The sequence below is a fragment of the Pseudoalteromonas sp. Ps84H-4 genome, from assembly GCF_024124645.1.
In the GTDB taxonomy this organism is placed as follows: domain Bacteria; phylum Pseudomonadota; class Gammaproteobacteria; order Enterobacterales; family Alteromonadaceae; genus Pseudoalteromonas; species Pseudoalteromonas lipolytica_C.
This window is the reverse complement of the sequence record NZ_JAMXSK010000002.1, coordinates 440122-457664: the sequence shown is the minus strand read 5'-3', so window position 1 is coordinate 457664 and position 17543 is coordinate 440122. Positions and strand designations below refer to the sequence as shown.

20 protein-coding genes are annotated in these 17543 nt (G+C 41.8%); 9 read left to right on the top strand and 11 right to left on the bottom strand.

Annotated features, from left to right (window positions below; all coding sequences use genetic code 11):
- Positions 1–122 precede the first annotated feature (122 nt).
- The 4 genes from gltX to proB all read right to left on the bottom strand — a co-directional run bounded on the left by gltX (position 123) and on the right by proB (position 4254).
- The gene (gltX, locus tag NH454_RS04560; RefSeq protein ID WP_135925961.1) at positions 123–1607 is read right to left on the bottom strand and encodes a glutamate--tRNA ligase; all 1485 of its coding nucleotides are present in this window, start codon (positions 1605–1607) and stop codon (positions 123–125) included.
- 81 nt (positions 1608–1688) lie between these two features.
- The gene (locus tag NH454_RS04555; RefSeq protein ID WP_135925962.1) at positions 1689–2048 is read right to left on the bottom strand and encodes a glutathione S-transferase N-terminal domain-containing protein; all 360 of its coding nucleotides are present in this window, start codon (positions 2046–2048) and stop codon (positions 1689–1691) included.
- A 66-nt stretch (positions 2049–2114) separates the two neighbouring features.
- Positions 2115–3086, bottom strand: coding sequence for a GGDEF domain-containing protein (locus tag NH454_RS04550; RefSeq protein ID WP_135925963.1), 972 nt, complete (start codon positions 3084–3086; stop codon positions 2115–2117).
- A 64-nt stretch (positions 3087–3150) separates the two neighbouring features.
- Positions 3151–4254 carry a glutamate 5-kinase gene (gene proB / locus NH454_RS04545; protein WP_135925964.1) on the bottom strand — a complete coding sequence of 368 codons (1104 nt, stop codon included), beginning with the start codon at positions 4252–4254 and terminating at the stop codon, positions 3151–3153.
- A gap of 122 nt (positions 4255–4376) precedes the next feature.
- Here proB and NH454_RS04540 point away from each other — a divergent pair, with 122 nt between their 5' ends.
- A complete protein-coding gene (locus NH454_RS04540; RefSeq protein WP_199526281.1) occupies positions 4377–5324 on the top strand; it encodes a DMT family transporter in 948 nt (315 codons plus the stop codon).
- Here the strand turns inward: NH454_RS04540 and NH454_RS04535 are convergent.
- From NH454_RS04535 to pdsO, 3 genes are read right to left on the bottom strand one after another with little or no spacing between them, the layout of a single operon-like run.
- Positions 5231–5818, bottom strand: a complete 588-nt coding sequence (locus NH454_RS04535; RefSeq protein WP_253038333.1) for a class GN sortase — start codon at positions 5816–5818, stop codon at positions 5231–5233. The genes NH454_RS04540 and NH454_RS04535 overlap by 94 nt on opposite strands.
- Positions 5806–7806, bottom strand: a complete 2001-nt coding sequence (locus NH454_RS04530) for a marine proteobacterial sortase target protein (protein WP_253038332.1) — start codon at positions 7804–7806, stop codon at positions 5806–5808. Before NH454_RS04530 ends, NH454_RS04535 begins: the two co-directional genes overlap by 13 nt.
- Before the next feature lie 26 nt (positions 7807–7832).
- Positions 7833–8570 (bottom strand): sortase-associated OmpA-like protein PdsO, encoded by a 738-nt coding sequence (gene pdsO / locus NH454_RS04525; RefSeq protein ID WP_063703305.1) that lies wholly within the window; start codon positions 8568–8570, stop codon positions 7833–7835.
- A gap of 219 nt (positions 8571–8789) precedes the next feature.
- On the opposite strand from pdsO, the gene pdsR reads away from it, so the two are divergent.
- From pdsR to NH454_RS04505, 4 genes are all read left to right on the top strand, one after another.
- Positions 8790–9479, top strand: a complete 690-nt coding sequence (gene pdsR, locus NH454_RS04520) for a proteobacterial dedicated sortase system response regulator (protein WP_253038331.1) — start codon at positions 8790–8792, stop codon at positions 9477–9479.
- Positions 9479–11605, top strand: coding sequence for a proteobacterial dedicated sortase system histidine kinase (pdsS, locus tag NH454_RS04515; protein ID WP_253038330.1), 2127 nt, complete (start codon positions 9479–9481; stop codon positions 11603–11605). The genes pdsR and pdsS overlap by 1 nt, the downstream gene beginning before the upstream one ends.
- A gap of 113 nt (positions 11606–11718) precedes the next feature.
- Positions 11719–11889: a hypothetical protein gene (locus NH454_RS04510; protein WP_156426462.1), complete on the top strand. Its 171-nt coding sequence runs from the start codon at positions 11719–11721 to the stop codon at positions 11887–11889.
- 50 nt (positions 11890–11939) lie between these two features.
- Positions 11940–12149 carry a hypothetical protein gene (locus tag NH454_RS04505; RefSeq protein ID WP_054560860.1) on the top strand — a complete coding sequence of 70 codons (210 nt, stop codon included), beginning with the start codon at positions 11940–11942 and terminating at the stop codon, positions 12147–12149.
- 1 nt (position 12150) lies between these two features.
- Here the strand turns inward: NH454_RS04505 and NH454_RS04500 are convergent, their stop codons facing one another.
- Genes NH454_RS04500 through NH454_RS04485 form a run of 4 tightly spaced genes read right to left on the bottom strand, consistent with a single transcriptional unit; the run spans position 12151 to position 15992 of the window.
- Positions 12151–12651: a DUF1543 domain-containing protein gene (locus NH454_RS04500; protein WP_253038329.1), complete on the bottom strand. Its 501-nt coding sequence runs from the start codon at positions 12649–12651 to the stop codon at positions 12151–12153.
- A gap of 8 nt (positions 12652–12659) precedes the next feature.
- Complete coding sequence (locus NH454_RS04495; RefSeq protein WP_253038328.1) at positions 12660–14003, bottom strand: sigma 54-interacting transcriptional regulator; 1344 nt, start codon at positions 14001–14003, stop codon at positions 12660–12662.
- A 2-nt stretch (positions 14004–14005) separates the two neighbouring features.
- Positions 14006–14533 (bottom strand): hypothetical protein, encoded by a 528-nt coding sequence (locus NH454_RS04490; RefSeq protein ID WP_235383266.1) that lies wholly within the window; start codon positions 14531–14533, stop codon positions 14006–14008.
- Between the two features lies 1 nt (position 14534).
- Positions 14535–15992 carry a HAMP domain-containing sensor histidine kinase gene (locus NH454_RS04485; RefSeq protein ID WP_235383265.1) on the bottom strand — a complete coding sequence of 486 codons (1458 nt, stop codon included), beginning with the start codon at positions 15990–15992 and terminating at the stop codon, positions 14535–14537.
- A gap of 359 nt (positions 15993–16351) precedes the next feature.
- Between NH454_RS04485 and NH454_RS04480 the strand changes: the two genes are divergently transcribed.
- The 4 genes from NH454_RS04480 (at position 16352) to NH454_RS04465 (ending at position 17491) form a co-directional block, all read left to right on the top strand.
- Positions 16352–16531, top strand: coding sequence for an EF-hand domain-containing protein (locus NH454_RS04480; RefSeq protein WP_235383269.1), 180 nt, complete (start codon positions 16352–16354; stop codon positions 16529–16531).
- Between the two features lie 9 nt (positions 16532–16540).
- Positions 16541–16768, top strand: coding sequence for a hypothetical protein (locus tag NH454_RS04475; RefSeq protein WP_253038327.1), 228 nt, complete (start codon positions 16541–16543; stop codon positions 16766–16768).
- 251 nt (positions 16769–17019) lie between these two features.
- The gene (locus NH454_RS04470) at positions 17020–17253 is read left to right on the top strand and encodes an EF-hand domain-containing protein (protein ID WP_138558372.1); all 234 of its coding nucleotides are present in this window, start codon (positions 17020–17022) and stop codon (positions 17251–17253) included.
- A 4-nt stretch (positions 17254–17257) separates the two neighbouring features.
- On the top strand, positions 17258–17491 hold the full coding sequence (locus NH454_RS04465) for an EF-hand domain-containing protein (RefSeq protein WP_135925976.1): 234 nt from the start codon (positions 17258–17260) through the stop codon (positions 17489–17491).
- Positions 17492–17543 lie beyond the last annotated feature (52 nt).

The following is a 17543-nucleotide window of genomic DNA, read 5'->3' as shown; positions in this document are numbered from 1 at the left end:
CTTCCAAACCTGTTTTGTAAAAGGCATTACATTTAACTCAGCTTGCTTAAAAACCATCTAGCCTGTCAATCAAACATAAAAAAACCGAGCATAAAGCTCGGTTTTTGAAAGTTATATTGCGATTAAGCTTGCGGATAATCGCGATAGGCACGTTCGATGTTTTTCGCTTGCTTTTTAGACACACCAATATGTGCTAATGCTACACGTAAACGAGCACGTGAAAGGTCTGAACCTAAAATTTCCATTGCATCAAGTACTGATGTTGAAGATGTCTTACCTGTGATAGCCACGAAAATTGGCTCAAGGAAGTCTTTAATCTTCAACTCATGGAAAGTCGCAACTTCTTTTGCGATAGCAAAAATCGCTGGTTTTTCCCAACTGCGTAAACCTTCTAATTGCCAGATGAAGAACTGTAATGCTTGACGGATTACATCTTCATCAGCTTTACCCGCTGTTAATAGCGCAGGATCATAGCTTGGAATACCACCCACGAAGTGACCGGCAAGGTCAACCATGTCAGAAAGCGTATTAATTCGCGTTTTTGCTTCTGGCAATACTTTGGCGAATAGCTCAGTATTAAATTTCCAATCAACAAAACGTTGCATTAGTTCTGCATCAGATAAGTTTTCACGGATCCACATACCGTTTAACCAGCTAAGCTTATCGATGTCGAAAATAGGGCCGCCTAGCGACACACGCTTCATATCGAAGTGCTCAATCATCTCATCTAAAGTGAACTTTTCACGCTCATCTGGCATTGACCAGCCCATACGGCCTAAATAGTTTAATAGTGCCTCTGGTAGGTAACCCATTTCTTTATAGTAGTTGATTGAAGTTGGGTTTTTACGCTTCGATAATTTTGACTTATCTGGGTTACGAAGAAGCGGTAAGTGACCAAGTACTGGCGCTTCCCAACCAAAGTCTTCATATAATTTTAATAGCTTAGGCGCTGAGTTGATCCACTCTTCACCACGGAAAATGTGGCTAATTTGCATGTGGTGATCATCAACAACGTTGGCAAGGAAGTAAGTTGGGAAACCGTCGGCCTTAAGTAGCACTTGCATGTCTACATTTTCCCATGGGATCTCAATGTCGCCACGTAAGTAGTCGTTAAACTTAAACGTGCCTTCGCTTGGGATCTTCATACGAATTACGTAAGGCTTACCCGCTTCAAGGTTTGCTTTAATTTCATCTTCAGAAAGGTTTAAACCACGACCATCGTATTTAGGGCGCAGACCTTCGGCCATTTGCTCTTCACGCATTTGATCTAATTCTTCGCTCGTAGCAAAACAATAAAACGCTTTACCTTGTTCAACGAGTTGATGCGCGAATTTCTTATATAAATCGCTACGCTCAGACTGACGGTATGGACCAAACTCACCGCCAACATCGGGACCGTGATCCCAGTTTAAGCCTAACCATTTCAAGCTATCCATAATAGCTTGCTCTGATTCTGGCGTACTACGAACTTGGTCTGTATCTTCAATACGTAACACAAACTCACCGCCTTGCTGCTTAGCAAAACAGTAGTTAAATAATGCGATGTATGCTGTACCTAGGTGCGGATCACCTGTCGGTGACGGAGCAACACGGGTGCGAATTGTCATGGTTATATCTCTCAAAAGACAATTAAAAAATTTGCCCAAATGCTAGCACAGCACGGGCTATAATCGAAGTGTAAAGCCGCTTTATGCAGCGACTTTATCTAAATAAGCAATGATATCGTTTGATTCATACAGCCAAGTTACTTGGCCGTTTTCTTCAATACGTAAACAAGGCACTTTGATTTTTCCGCCCTGCTCTAAAAGCTCTTGGCGAAATTGCTCGTTACTTTTGGCATCACGAGTTTCAACTGAAAGACCTTGACGCTTAATTGCACGACGAACTTTCACACAAAATGGGCAGGCCTTAAATTGATATAACTTAAATTGTGATGTCACTGAATCAAGCGCCGCTTGCTCAGCAGCTGGACGCTTTTTACTACGTGGCGTGAATACAAAATCAAAAAACAAAATGATGCGGCCTAACAACCAACGAACAAACTTCATCTCACCTTCTCATAGGGTTCTAAAAACAGTGGCCAATTTTAACACAGCAAGAGACGCTGCAACAGGCTAAAACAGCTCTATTGAGTCATCACTGCATTGAGAATCTGGGATATCTAACTCAGAATAGGCTGTAACACAATTTCTGCCTTTGTTTTTTGAGTGATACAAGGCTTGATCGGCTTTTTGCACAAGACTGGCAACCATTTCAAACTCATAAATCGGCATAAAACCGCTACTCACGGTTAAGTTACCCACTTGCGGGAACGGGTATTCGGCAACACATCCGCGAAAACGATTGAGTGCATTACGTGCATCTAACTCGTCGCTTGCTTGAAATAGCACTGCAAACTCTTCACCACCGTAACGAAACACGTAATCTTCAATACGAAAGTTATTTTTTAACAGTTGAGCGACTAACAAAATCACTTCGTCACCGATAACATGACCATAGTTGTCATTCACTTTTTTAAAGTGGTCAATGTCAACAATAGCAAGATACCATTGGCGATGATGGGGATCTAATTCGCTTTGTCCTTTTACAGTAGTTGATGCGATATCGATGACTTTTTTATCAAAAGTTTGCCTGTTAAGTAACTCAGTGAGGGGATCCAATTGTGATTTATAAAGCAGCGCTAGTTGGTTGGCATAAATGTTGAGCATATAAATTGCCAACATACTACATCTCTCTGACAACTCTTTTTCAGACTCAACAACAAGCACGCCAACCACATTGCCCATGTAATAAACAGGTATGTAAGTCGAAATAAAGCCATAGTTTCGACTTATACGAATTTTGTTACGGCTAACCTTATCAATAAGTTCATTAACTTCAGACTCAGTAAGCTCTTCTATCAACGAGTCTTTATTTAGTAGACGGGCTGGGAAACCGGGTTTGAAGACTTTGTTAATATAGATTGCATAGCGCGAAAACTCTTCCAATTCGCTCACAGATTTTATAAGCGCCTCGTCAAGTCCAGCCTCTTCTTCTTGTTGCGTAATTTCTACAACCCAGTCATGTCCGCAAGCGTTAGACGCCATCTATAAAGTCCCCAAAACTATATATAACTTTAGTTTAGTTAACTTTATCAGAAATACTAAAAAACTATAACAAAATCATATCATCTCTGTGAATAACTTCACTGCTCGGCGCAAACGCAAGCAACTGGGTGATTTGCGATGAATGGCAACCTTTAATTTGATCAATTTCTTGATGATTAAAATTAACGAGACCTTTAGCAATACACTGGCCTTGACTCGTCACTACTTCAATCACATCACCACGTTCAAATTGCCCTCGCACTGTTTTTACGCCTTTAGCCAAAAGGCTTGCGCCACGTTCTTTAAGCGCGGCGCTTGCGCCATCATCAATCACTAATTGTCCGCTACTTTTAGGCCCAGCAAGAAGCCACTTTTTACGGCCATCTTTTGGTGCGGTGAGTTTTAAAAATCGTGTACCTGGGAGCTTATCGGCCATGCAATTTAAAATCACATTTTTGCCAGCGCCTTTGGCAATAATGACTTCAACACCGGCGCGACGTGCAATATCGGCCGCTTGCAGTTTGGTTGCCATACCTCCGGTACCTAGGGTTGTGCCACTGCCACCAGCGAGCTCTCTGAGTTCATCATTAATATGCGTCACTTCATTGATGAGTGTGGCATTCACATCAGAGCGCGGATCACCGGTAAATAAACCTTCTTGGTCAGTTAGCAGTAACAGCTTTTCTGCATTTGCTAAAATTGCGACTAAAGCAGATAAGTTATCGTTATCGCCGACTTTAATTTCGGCGGTGGCCACGGCGTCGTTCTCGTTAATAATTGGTACCACATTATGAGCGAGTAGCGCATTTAAGGTATCGCGGGCATTTAAGTAACGTTCACGGTCTTCTACATCGGCGCGGGTCAAGAGCATTTGCCCAACATTCACTCCATACAAAGCAAACAAGCTCTGCCAAATATGAATAAGCTGCCCTTGGCCGATAGCGGCAAGCATTTGTTTTTCAATCAAAGAACGACCACAGGGAGTAATAAGTTGCTCGCGACCTGCGGCAACCGCGCCACTTGATACTAAAACAACCTGATAACCCTGCTTTTTTAACTCGCAACATTGGCGAACAAGTTCAACCATGTGTGCTTTATCTAATTTGTCGGTACCGCCTGTCAGCACGCTTGTGCCCAGCTTTACAACAACGACGTGTGGCCTTTGCATTTGATTCTTATATTCTGTAATTAAAATAGAGAATTTATATATACCAGCTAACAGTTTTTGAACAAGTTAAAAAAATTCATGCTAGGATCGCGCTCTCGTTTTTTTACTCAATAGCGACACCTATGCCAGCCAGTTTATGCTTAATTATTGCGACCTTTTTATGGGGTAGCTCATACATTGCTTTAAAGCATGCAATCAATGTTTATGATCCCGTATTAGTCATTTTTTTAAGAATGCTAACCACATTATTGATTAGCTTATGTTTATGGCGCTATGTGATCCGCTTTGAGTTCAAACAAGGTGACTGGAAGTATTTAATTGGTATGTCACTGGCTGAGCCTTGTTTTTATTATTTATTTGAAGGGCATGCTCTTGAATATACTTCGGCATCGCAAGCTGGGGTAATTGTCTCTTGTTTACCAATTATCGTCGCTATTTTGGCGTTCTTAATATTAAAAGAGTACATCAGTAAAGCCATCGTCGTTGGTTTTACCTTGTGTATTGGTGGCAGTATTTTATTAACGCTATTATCACCAAGCACAGAGCAAGCCCCTAACCCACTGCTCGGTAACTTTTTAGAATTGATGGCGATGGTGTGCGCGGCGTTTTATACCGTGAGCGTAAAACACTTAGTCGCTCGTTACTCACCGCTGACCTTAATAGCAATCCAAGGATTTAGCGGTAGCTTATTTTTTGCGCCTTTTTTATTTTTCATCGAATTACCCAGCGAAAATCAGCACGATTTAAGTGCCCTACTGAGCATTTTATATTTAGGCTCATGTGTCACTTTAGGCGGCTATGGCATGTACAACTACGCCATCAGTAAAGTGTCGGTATTAACCGCTGCTGCTTACTCAAACCTCATTCCAATTTTTGCGTTAATTTTGTCAGCCATTTTACTTGGCGAAGTACTCACACTTTGGCAATGGGTGAGTATCGCAGTGGTATTCGCCGGTGTTATTGTTAGCCAACGTCATCAAGAGCTGAAAGTTGACGTAGACGACGATAATTTATCAGCCGACACCAATAGCCTAAACTCAGTCCCGGAAGCTAACGAGTCAAAAGGGTAACAGGTTAATAAATACAGGCCTGATTGTGCTAAAAAGCCCTGTTCGCTTTGATGAATAACATCAATGCTGCGAACTTGATAGTGTTCAATCTGGCCATTTTGCAACTGCATAGAGAACTGCTCACCCACTGCAACATGTTTTAAAAATGCAAAGTGGGTGTCGTTATGACCCGCAATTAACACCCCTTTTGAACTGCCAAGTTCACCACTTGGTAAAAAATGCCCGGGGGCAAACGCAAGGTTTCGCCCCGACGCACCGGCAAGTACAGTCAACTCTTGCTGCTGGCTTGGCCAAGTTATGTGTGCAGTGACATAACCATCGGCGTAAAACCAAGGCCTTACTTGCTCATTAGGACTTTGCAAAGCTTGCTGCCAAGCAGACTCAATCAACGCCTGTGCCAGCCACGCTTTCGCCTGCATATATCCACCATTAACAAACAATGCGATGCCAAGTAAGGCGCTGCAAACTGGCAGCGCTTTATTTAGCGTCGCCATTGCCATAACCATGAGAATGTAAGCAGCAACAACCCAAGTAACATAAACACTCGGCTTTGTCCGTCAGTTTGTGGCAGTGTCATGCCATTAGGAAGTTTATTTCGTACTTGCATTGAACGCTCTGCAATCTCATTCCCCGCGTAGTTATCAACTGCAATAAAGGCCGTAAAAGGGCTAAGTAAATGATGCTGAAGTGCTAATGTTTCGACTTCTGCGCGTACCGCTTGTTTTTCGTTATAAAGCAGCAGCGATTTAATTTTTTGTCTGGCCCAGAGTCTAGCTATACCTTCGCCGTTTGCAGCATTGGCAGTTGCTAAATTAATGGTGAGAGGCCCTGTGTTTGTCTGCCCCTTTAATGTTAAGTGCTGACTACCATCAAGCTTCACGGCAACCAAAACCGGCTCTGAAAAATACAAGTCAGGTAATGGCGATGGCCAATACTCAAGGGCTGCTTTGTCGCCTTCAAGAGCAAGCTCAGTAACAGCTGGATGCGCCAGCTTATCAAAGAGCAGCTGCATTTTTGGCTGTACTTGGCTGGTGCTACTTATAAAAGTAAATGTACCACGACCAATGTCAGCAGCTCTGGTCATAAAAAAGCTATTAGGCGCGCTACCAATACCGACGGTAAAGAGTCGGCTGTCACCTAAATCTGTTTGAATTTGTTTAAATAGCTGCGTTTCGTTACCCACACTGCCATCGGTTAAAAACACCACTTGGCGTACAAAGCCATCATGCTGTTTACCATCAAGTACCTGAGTCAGTGCTTTTGCTATTTCGGTGCCGCCATCAGCTTGTAAGCCATAAATAAAGCGCTCTGCACGACGAATGTTAAAGTCATTGGCAATCATTGGCGTGTCACTTAACACTGACACTTCGTTATCAAAGCCGATGATGTTAAAACTATCATTTTCATCCAATAACGAAAGGGCATAAAACAAGGCTTGTTTGGCCTGCTCCATAGATTGACCATGCATTGAGCCGGAGGTATCAACAACAAACACCATTTCACGAGGCAGACGAGCTTGCGAGGTAAAGTGATCGCTTGGCGGTACTAACATCAGTAAACCATATTCTTGCCCTGCTACTGTTTCGGTAAAAAATGCAGCCTGAGAGTGAGCTTTATCAAGGGGTTTAAATGTCAGCTCAAAATCTCTATCCATTGGAACATCACGATTAAGTGATAACTGGTACCGACCAAAACTTGGATTATCGATTTGCATACCCGCTAAATTAGCGCTGATATCACTGAGTTCAAGGCCAATATCCATCGCAATTGCAAGGTTTAGGCTCGCATCAGACTTTTGGCTTTGTGTACGATGAAAAACAGGCTTTAGCCACGCTGATGCCACTTGCACTGTGTTAGCTGTTGCGTCGTTCTGTTGTTCTGTGTCTGTTGTTTCTAGATTCGCTTTTTGCTGCAGTTCTGCCGTTAAAGGTTCGTAGCGCGGCGTAATAGTGGTTGGAAAACGCAGTGAAAACACACCATCTCGAAAACCGATTATCTCTTGGTATTGCAAGGTAATTTCAATCTCTTCCCCTGCTCCAAGGTTTGCCACATCAGTTGAGAAAATGTTCGCACGCTGCTGACGAACTAAAGCGGCGCGTTTACCCTGTTTTTGAGCTTGCTCAAATTGCTGTTCAGCCTGCTGTTTAAGGGCAATGTTACCGGTGATAATGCGCTCACCAATTTGCATTTGCATGGCATGAACTGCACTTTCATCAGGTAACGGAAACACATAGCGTGCATTAACCGCAAACGGGTGCGGGTTTTGATAACGTTGTTTAACAACAACATGATTAATAAGCCCAGTGAGCGTCATAGTGACATCGTTTTTCACTAATAAGCCCGACGACACTTGGCTATTTGAATCATCATAAAAACGCAGTTCGGCACTGGCATTGGCTGCAAATGCAGGGTTAATTGCATAGCCTAATAAGAGGATAAAAAGGCTCCCAAAAAGGAGCCTTTTGGTACGGTTACTCAACATAATATGTCACTCCATCGACCGATGAATTAGTGGTTACTTTGTGCTGTACGTAAGCTGCTTTGTGACACGGGGCGTGTCGTTAAGGTTACGCGGCGGTCAAACACGTTGTCTTCGTAGTTATTTGAATCGGCAACACTTTGCTGCTCACCAAAGGCGGTTGCGGTTAAGCGCGTATGAGGCACACCTTGTTTAATTAAGTAGCTTTGCACTGCATTTACACGTTGTTTTGAAAGCATTAAATTAGCCAACTCATCACCACGCTGATCTGCAAAGCCATTTAAGTCGATAGCCAGATTTGGCTGAGCGATCAGTAACTGTGCGACTTTGTCGAGTTGATTAGCAAAGTGCGGGGCTATTTCGCTAGAGCCGGTTTTAAACTGCACCGTCATCGCCAATAGGGTGTTCAATTGGGCTTGTAACAACTGCTCTTTTTCGTCAGCTAATAATTCAAGCTGCTCACTTAGCGCTGCGTTATCGGCAATCACTTGTTGGTAATCTGCGGTTTGCTCTTTCATTACAACTAATGCGTGAGCTTGTTCATCAATGGTGTTGTCTGCCGCTTCTTTTTCGCCAATTAAGCCACCTGCAAACGCGCCAATAAATGCACCCACTGGGCCGCCGACTATGCCGCCAACAAGGGCACCTGCACCTAAGCCAATGGCTGTTTCTTTTGGTGTTTCTTGTTTAGTTTGACTCGCAGCGTCTGCAAAAGGGGCTACAGATACAGCAGACGTAATAACAGCGGCAATAATTAATTTTTTCATGGTTTAATCCTTTTTCTACTTAATTGCTTGGCAACATTGGTTGGTGTTGCGAACTTGGTATGGAGCTATTAAAACAAGTCGAAATGGCAATAAAGGGGATCAAAAAAGGCAAACTGCTGAGCAATTGTGGCAGAAAAATGGCAATCGCGTTTTTGCCAGTACGCAAGGCAAAAAATTAGGTATAGTTCGCTATAGAAAGAATTTAAGTAAGTATTAACAATGAAGAAAATAGCAATCGTTGAAGATGAAACAGCAATCCGCGAAAACTACACAGAAATGCTCAGCGCTCAGGGCTATCAGGTTGTAGGCTTTGCTGACAGAGCCAGTGCTGAACTGGCATTTAGTCAATCTTTACCAGATTTAGCCATTGTTGATATTGGCCTTGGCCATGAAGTGGATGGTGGTTTTTTACTTTGCCAAACACTACGTAGTCTTTCTAAAACCTTACCGATTATATTTTTAACCGCCCGTGATAGCGAAATTGATACCGTATGTGGCCTGCGCATGGGAGCAGACGACTACTTAACCAAAGATATCAGTATGGCGCATCTTGCTGCTCGAATTGGTGCCTTGTTTAGACGCCTTGATGCCTTCGATCAACCTGCCGATCAAACCGCTCTTTTGCATCGCGGCCTGTTAAAGTTAGATACTCAGCGCATGCAGGTTTTTTGGCAAGAGCAACTGGTTGATTTAACTGTGACAGAATTTTGGATGGTACATTCACTTGCACAGCGTCCAGGCCATGTAAAAAGCCGCAACGAATTAATGAGTGATGCGAAAATTTATGTTGATGACAGCACCATTACCTCACACGTAAAACGCATTCGTAAAAAGTTTATTGCATTAGATGATGCATTTGACTGCATTGATACCGTTTACGGTATGGGTTATCGCTGGGAGCAAGCTTAATGCTGCGTTTGGGGCTTAGAACAAAGTTTATTTTCTTATCCTGCTTTTTATTTTTATTGCCTTGGCTTGGCTATGAATATGTTTGGGAAATGGAAAAGTTCTTAAGGCAAGGGCAAGAAAAAACCTTAGTGGGCACCACCCGCGCACTTGCAACGGCATTACATGAGCGCCCTGCTTTGTTTGACTCGCAAACCAACTTTTTAGATCAAGTTGTAAAAGGCCGAGATTTATATGCCTATAACCTAAATAACCCGATTCAACTTGATGGTAAATTGTCGGAGTGGCAGCCTTATCAAAGCTTATTTTGGCATTATGACAAACGCTACTTACAAGGGCTAAGCAATGATCATCAACCAAGCGATCTGAGTTTTGAGCACATGGTGGGCAAGTACGAAAACTATCTTTATGCAGCATTTAAAGTCACTGATAGCTCACTGGTGTATCGTGCTAAAAATGTGCTTAGCTTTACCCGCAATGATCACTTACAGATCATGTTAAAAACACCAGAAGGTGAATTTAAAAGTTATGTAGTGGCTGCCCGTCAAGATGGCTGGGTCAATGCTTTTGATGCCAAAACACAAGAGCCTATCACTAAAATCCAAGGCTACTTTAAAAGCACCGACACGGGTTACAACATAGAGCTGCGTTTTCCGCTTTCGATGTTAGGTAATAAGCTTGGTTTTGCGATTGAAGATTGGGATGAAGACAAGGTTGAGCCCCAGCTTATGTCGACCTCAAACCTACAAAATCCCAATAATATCGGCTCTGTTTTAGTACCTTCGCCAGAAATTAACCGTATTTTGAAAGGCATGGGCCACAGTGGCAGCCGAATTTGGGTCGTCGATAACCATCATCGCGTACTTGCACAATCAGGCTCAATTCATCATGCCGATGGCGTTTGGGCAGACGGCCTAAAAGAGGAGCCTGCAACAACCTGGTGGCAACGCTTTGAGCAAGATTACTTACACCCTCTTTACTATAAAATTTTAACTCGCCCAGAAAATGAGTTTATTGATACCTTGCATGATGTCGCAGCGATGCAAGGTACTCACATAGCCAGTGCTTTAAATGGTAAACCCGCATCATCATGGCGCTTAACCCCAGATAACAAAGCCGTTATTTTATCGGCGGCCTACCCTATTTGGATCCAAGATAAAGTCATTGGTGCAGTAATCGCAGAAGAAACCACCAACGGCGTGCGCACTCTGCGTAATAAATCGTTAGAAAAGCTCTTTAATGTGATTTTAGCGGTGATGCTTGTTGGCACTGTAACGCTATTCTTTTTTGCTTCAAGAATTTCCAACCGTATTCGCCGCTTACGTGACAATGCCGAGCAAGCCATTGATGCCCAAGGGCGCATCACCGGCAAAATTACTTATGCCGATTCGAATGACGAAATTGGCGACCTTTCTCGCAGCTTTGCCAACATTGTTAGCCGTTTAAGTGGTTATACTGATTACTTAGAAAATATGTCATCACGACTCTCCCATGAGCTGCGTACGCCTGTGGCTGTTGTACGCTCATCACTTGAAAATTTACAAATGCAGCCGCAATCTGAACTAAGTCAAAAATACCTCGACCGTGCCAGTGAAGGGGTTGAGCGGTTAGGTAAAATTATTACCACCATGAGTGAAGCAACCCGCCTTGAACAAAGTATTCAAAGCGCCGAGGCAGAAGAGTTTGACCTGACCAAGGTGATCACCGGCTGCATGCAGGGCTATCAAATAACCTATGGTGAAAGCCTATTTACCTTGTCACTTTGTAAAGAGCCGTTAAATGTTAGTGGCGCACCAGAATTTATTGCCCAATTACTCGATAAGCTCATCAACAACGCACTTGAGTTTAAAACCCCGCAAAGCACAATTTCAGTCAGCTTAACCAAGCAAGAGCACCATGCATTATTAACAATTAGCAACCAAGGGCCTCTGCTCCCTGACGGTTTAGTTGAACACATTTTCGACTCAATGGTCTCGGTGAGAAGTCAGCAACATCAGCAGCAGCCACACTTGGGTTTAGGTCTTTATATTGTAAGGCTTATTTGCGATTACCATCACGGTAAAGTATTGGCAGAAAATTTAGATGATGGCACAGGTGTTGTGTTTACTGTGGAGTTGCCTATTAAATAAGCATATTTGCGTTACATATGATTACAGTTTAATGACTGAGTATTCACCGATAATTCAGATTACAGGACGTAATATTTGTAATACAAAAGGCAAATTATTCTTTGGAGGGCATCATGCGATCTGGATTACAACGTGAAGAGATTGAGTTCATTATGGGGCTATTTAGCTATAATGAAGCAACCGATAAACCAGCGGCTCCAAAAAAGCAGCCTGTAAAAGCTGACACAAAAAAAGTTGATACAGCGCAATATAAAGCAAACTACAAAGCAACTTATTTGACCTAGCTAAGGGTAGCTCATTACAATGGCGCACCTTTGGAATATAACGCCTTGTAATGAAAAAACACTCACCTAAAAAAGAACTGATTTTACTGCCCGTTTTATTCGTGGCTATTTTACTTTGTGTTGCAGGTCACTTCCTACTCCAGCCCAACTACCAAGACAGCCATACCGTTGAGTATTTACTCGCTGCACTGCCATTTGCTTTGTTTGGATTGGTGATTATCGCCTTTAAAGTTGCCAGTAAAAACGATAACCAAGATTAGCTTAAAGCACGTGATAGCCAAACCAATCGGGCTTCATTGCTTGAGCTTGCCCGCTTGGCGTTAATTTTATTGATAAGTTGCTATCTAACAAATCAATCGCAAAACAATCGTCTACATCGTGTAAGTCATCTTTATGAAGATGAGTCATTCCAGCCAATAAAGACTCTTTAGCGCGTTGCTTTGCTTCTTCACTGCTACGCGCAACGTACAATGCAAAATCATGTTGCTCCGCAAGACTATCAGCTCGGTAAGCACCTAAATTCACAAAATACAGTTTTTCGGCTTGGTAATGCGCAGTATCAACCACTTCGACCTGATAGCCATCGATGTGCTGAATTTGCATGTAGCTATCCATGTGCACATTGTTTTTATCACCCACCCATTGTGCTTTTAATTTTGAATAGGTTTGTTCAATGTTATCACCTACGACAAATCGAACGTCGTGCATTTCAATGTGACAACCTTGAATACGACCGCCCAGATAGACTAAAAAAAGCGCCATGTTTTTCCTTATATTAAGCTTTCAACATTTATGTTGTGCTTTTTAATTAATTTATAAAAATCTGAGCGATTACGTTTCGCAAGCTTTGCGGCTTCGGCAACATTACCCGCTGACATTTTCAGCGTATTAATTAAATAATCTCGCTCAAATTCTTTTTTTGCATCATTTAACGAAAGTGGCTCAGCAATACTAACATTACTATTTAATGCACTCTCAACTAACTGAGCAGCAATCACTTTACCAGGTGTAAGGGCTACTACCTGCTCTATCACATTTTGTAATTGACGGATATTACCCGGCCAGTCATAGCGAACCAAAGCATGCATTGCATCGTTAGCAAACTGCTTTTGCTCTTGCCCCATACGTTTAGCAATTAGACCTGCAAAATGCTGTGCTAGCAAACTGATATCTTCTCGGCGTTCACAAAGCGGAGGCAATTTTAAGTTCACCACGTTTAATCGGTAATATAAATCTTCACGGAACTGCTGATTATTGATTGCCTCAGGAAGATTCTTATGAGTCGCCGACACCACCCGCACATCAATTGGGATCTCTTCTTGAAAGCCTACAGGGCGAATAGTTTTCTCTTGTAAAACCCTCAGCAGTTTTACTTGTAAATTTAGCGGCATATCACCAATCTCGTCCAGAAAAAGGGTACCACCTTGTGCTTGTTGAAACAAACCTTGATGGTCTTTGACTGCACCTGTAAATGCGCCTTTTTTATGCCCAAATAATTCAGACTCTAAAAGCTCTCCCGGCACTGCGCCGCAGTTAATTGCCACAAATGGCCCGTCACTAACATGGCTGTGTTGATGTATTGCTTGTGCAAGCAGCTCTTTACCTGTGCCGCTGGCACCGGAGATCAATACATTCACTTGCGTTGGACCAAGCAATTTAACTTGCTCAAGCAAATGCAACATCGCCCCGCTACGAGTGACAATATTCGTTTGTGTCGGTGTTTCATCACCGTGTACACCATGGATCTCGATAGCTTTAACAAGGCTGTCGAACAGCTCATCTTTATCAACCGGTTTGGTAATAAATGCAAATATACCTTGCTTCGTCGCTTCCACTGCATCAGGTATCGAACCATGTGCTGTCATCATAATCACCGGCATTGAAGGATAACGACTTTGTAACTGGCGATGCAAAGCCATGCCGTCCATTTCATCCATTCTTAAGTCGGTGATCACCGCATCATAGGTTTGGTTTTTTAGCGTTTGTAGTGCCTCAATGCCACTTTCAACTGTACTAACCAAATAGCCTTTAGACTCAATTCTAATCGCTAGTAACTTTAATAAACTCGCATCGTCATCTACTAATAAAACCCGTGGTTTTGTTACTTCATTCATGATTACTGCTCCTTGGTTTCTTCACGTAGCAGAAGTTGTTGTTCGATAGTCGCAAGCGACGACAAGGTTTTTTCCATTTCATCACTTAGCGCTTGCTTTGCTTGTTTTGCTGCTAAGCTTTGCTGTAAATGTTGCTTTTGCAACCAAAGATACTGCTTTATATCGTCAGGCCAGTAATAGGCGTGATCGCTTTTTTCAAGTTGAGCAAGTGCTTTTTCAGGTTCTGTAGCACTTAACAAACACATTGATTTAAAAAGGCTTTTCAATTCATTCTCACCGACAAAATTTAGCTTTGACGTACTAGCTTTATAACCACCACACTGTGCTGCATGCCAAGCAATCACAGTACTTGCTGGCGGGTAGTTTGGCTCGCTTTTCGGGCGCGGTTTAGGATTAGGTTTTCCTTGCGATGCGACCTGATTATTTTCTGTCTTCACCTCTGCTACGGGCTTCTTTTGCGTTAATGTACAGCCCGTGATAAGCATCGAGCATGCAATGAGGATAAAACTGGCTTTATGTGCTAAGCCCATGTCAGTTAACTCCTTGGGTTAATTGAATTGGTAATTCGGCGGTAAAAACACACCCTTGAGGTTCGTTATCTGTAATAGAGAGTTTGCCATTTAATTGCTCTACGGTTTCTTTAACAATTGTGAGACCTAAGCCACTGCCCATCTCGCTCTGCTGTTTTGCATTTTTGCCTTGATAAAACGCACCAAATACCGCGGCCTTTTCGGAATCATCAATTCCATGTCCTTGATCAATAACACTGATAATAAGTTTGCCATGTTTGAAATTCGCTTTAATCGTGACACAGCCTTGTTCAGGCGAAAACTTGATTGCATTAGAAGTGAGTTGGATCAAGATCATTTCTAGTAACTCAATTGAAATATAAAGTGCTTTTTTAGGCAGCTCATCAACCCATAACAGTGATTGTTCACGTGCAACTAGACGATGTTCAAAGTGACGCTCAATCTTATCTTTTATGGCGGCAAAACTAAGCTCAGTCACTGTCTCTTTACTAGTACGAATCGCATTATAACTAAGTAAACTTTCTATCATTGCTCTAAGTCGCACCATGCTTTGGGTGATTAGCTCAAGGACTGCTTTTTGTTCATCATTAATAGGGCCAACAATTTCATCTGTTAATAGATCAGTTCCTTCAACCATTGAAGCAAGTGGGGTCTTTAACTCATGAGTTACATGACGTAAAAATGTATCTTTTTGCTGCTCAAGCATATGTAGCTGCGCTTGAACCCATTCAAGTTTGTTGCCAAGTTCAACTAACTCAGACGAGCCTCGGACATTTATTTTTTGCTGCCAATGGCCTTGACCTAGCTTATCAATCACGCTCGTTAGCTCTCGTAGACGACCACTGATCCGCCATAAAAACCCTCCGCCTACGAGTAGAGTCAAAGGAATAAGTGCTACTAACCAGTTAATAAAAGATGTTTGCAATGCTTTTAATTGCTGCTGGTTTTTAGTTATACGTAATTCGTTTTGCTCTCTAAGCCAATTGGTTTGCTCACTAATTAACTTACTTGCGGGGGCAAATAACTCACCATCTTGCTTTTGTTCAAATAAAAGATGCTGCTGTGCAAATTGCAGTACCTCAGCTAATTGACGCCACTGCAAAATATAATCAGCCGTAGGACTTAAAAAGATCAGTTCATCAATACGCTGAATTGATGAACTCCACTTATTTTCAATTAATGTATCTAAAGATTCACTCTTGAGTACCCAATTTTGCCGCGTTGCTCTTTCAAGGCTATTTAAGTCTTGCTTTAAATTGTTAAATACCTTTGTGATTTCATCATTATCACCCACAATTTCTTGCGTAACAGCCAGCTGTTTATTCAGTGCGTTTAAAAACAAAATCACCACTAAACACAATGGTAATAAGGAAAGTAAAATACTACATACAAACTGACCAATTAAGCTTGGTCGCCAGCTTAAACACTGTTTGCACTTAATTACTATGCTACTTTGCATACTTACCCTCATAAGAAACGCTGGCATTCATTATTCGTGAATGAACTTAGACACTCGCTGAATCCGAACTGAAAAAAGACAACTTACTGCCTAAATCAGGCGCAACGTTGCTATTTTGCAACAACACAACTCAATGAAAATTAAGATAAAAAAATAAAAACCAATAATTACGTTGCAAAAAAGACACATTACTCTGTAACTATTTCGTACCCAACAACAGTAAAATAACATAAATCATTGATAAAAAAGAAGAATAAAAGTTGGCACTGTTATTGTATTAGCACTTACAAATAAGTTTATTAGGACACCAAATGAAAACGAGGACCTACACACTAGCCGTGCTGTTGAGTGTAATTTCAATGAGCAGCAATGCATTTGATTTAAAAGATACATTCAATGAATTAGATAAAGATAGCAATGGTTTTTTGAGTGATGCTGAAGCATCTGAAGACGCTTTATTACATGGAAACTTCACTCAAATTGATAGCAATCAAGATGGTCAAATTTCATTTGCAGAGTTTAAATCATTTATTAATTAGGAGTGTGTGATGAAACAACTTTTTGCAGCATTCTCGTTGATGTTTTTAGTTATAAGTGCCACCGTTTTAGCATCGCAAATGGATGTGCGTTTTGCGAAATTTGATACCAATACCGATGGCGAAATTTCATTAACTGAAGCAACCAAACACGATAACTTACTTAAGCAATTTGCCGATCTGGATGAAAACGGCGATCAAGTTCTGTCTGAACAAGAGTTTGAGAAATTCAAACCTTAACGGCTTAAAGTGCTTGCCATAATCCCAGAGGGAATGTGTAAACGGATTTAAATTTTGGGACTTAAATTATGGCAAGCGCTTTTACCAAAGCGTGTTGACCTTTGTGGATTAAAATTTGTTCACTTTAGGGACGATTCAATCGCGGCGCGAGATTTGTAACCTAGTGGGCTAAGTAAAAATCGAGCAACAAAGAGTTAATCGCCCCTAGGAAGAACCCGAAGGGCAGCGCGCCCTAATAAAGGAGAGTAATTATGAGAATTTTCTGGCTTGCTTCATGTACCTTAATTACTATAAGCTTCAACAGCTTAGCATTGGATGTAAAACAGCGCTTTGATCACCTAGATAAAGATAAAAACGGCTTTTTATCTTTGGAAGAACTTTCATCTCAACCGCATTTAAAAAAGCATATGGCGCAGTGGGATGAAAATAAAGATCAACAAATATCGCTTCTTGAATTTAAACACTACTTAACAAATAAGAGTTAAAGCAATGTCAAAATTAACCTTTGCCAGCCTCGCAATGTGTTGCGTATTTAGTACAATCAGTGTCGCTGCAGATAGTATTGGTGAAAAATTTAAACAACTAGACCGTAATGAAGATGGCTTCTTGAGCCGCTCAGAATCTGCTCGAGATCCAGCTTTATGGTCTCGGTTTAGTAATTACGATAATAATAAAGATAACAAGCTATCTCTCTCAGAATACAAGGCTTATGCCAGTAAATAGCCGTTATTTTTAGTCGAAATTTTCTTCTGTGAGTTGCAGTTTACTGCAACTC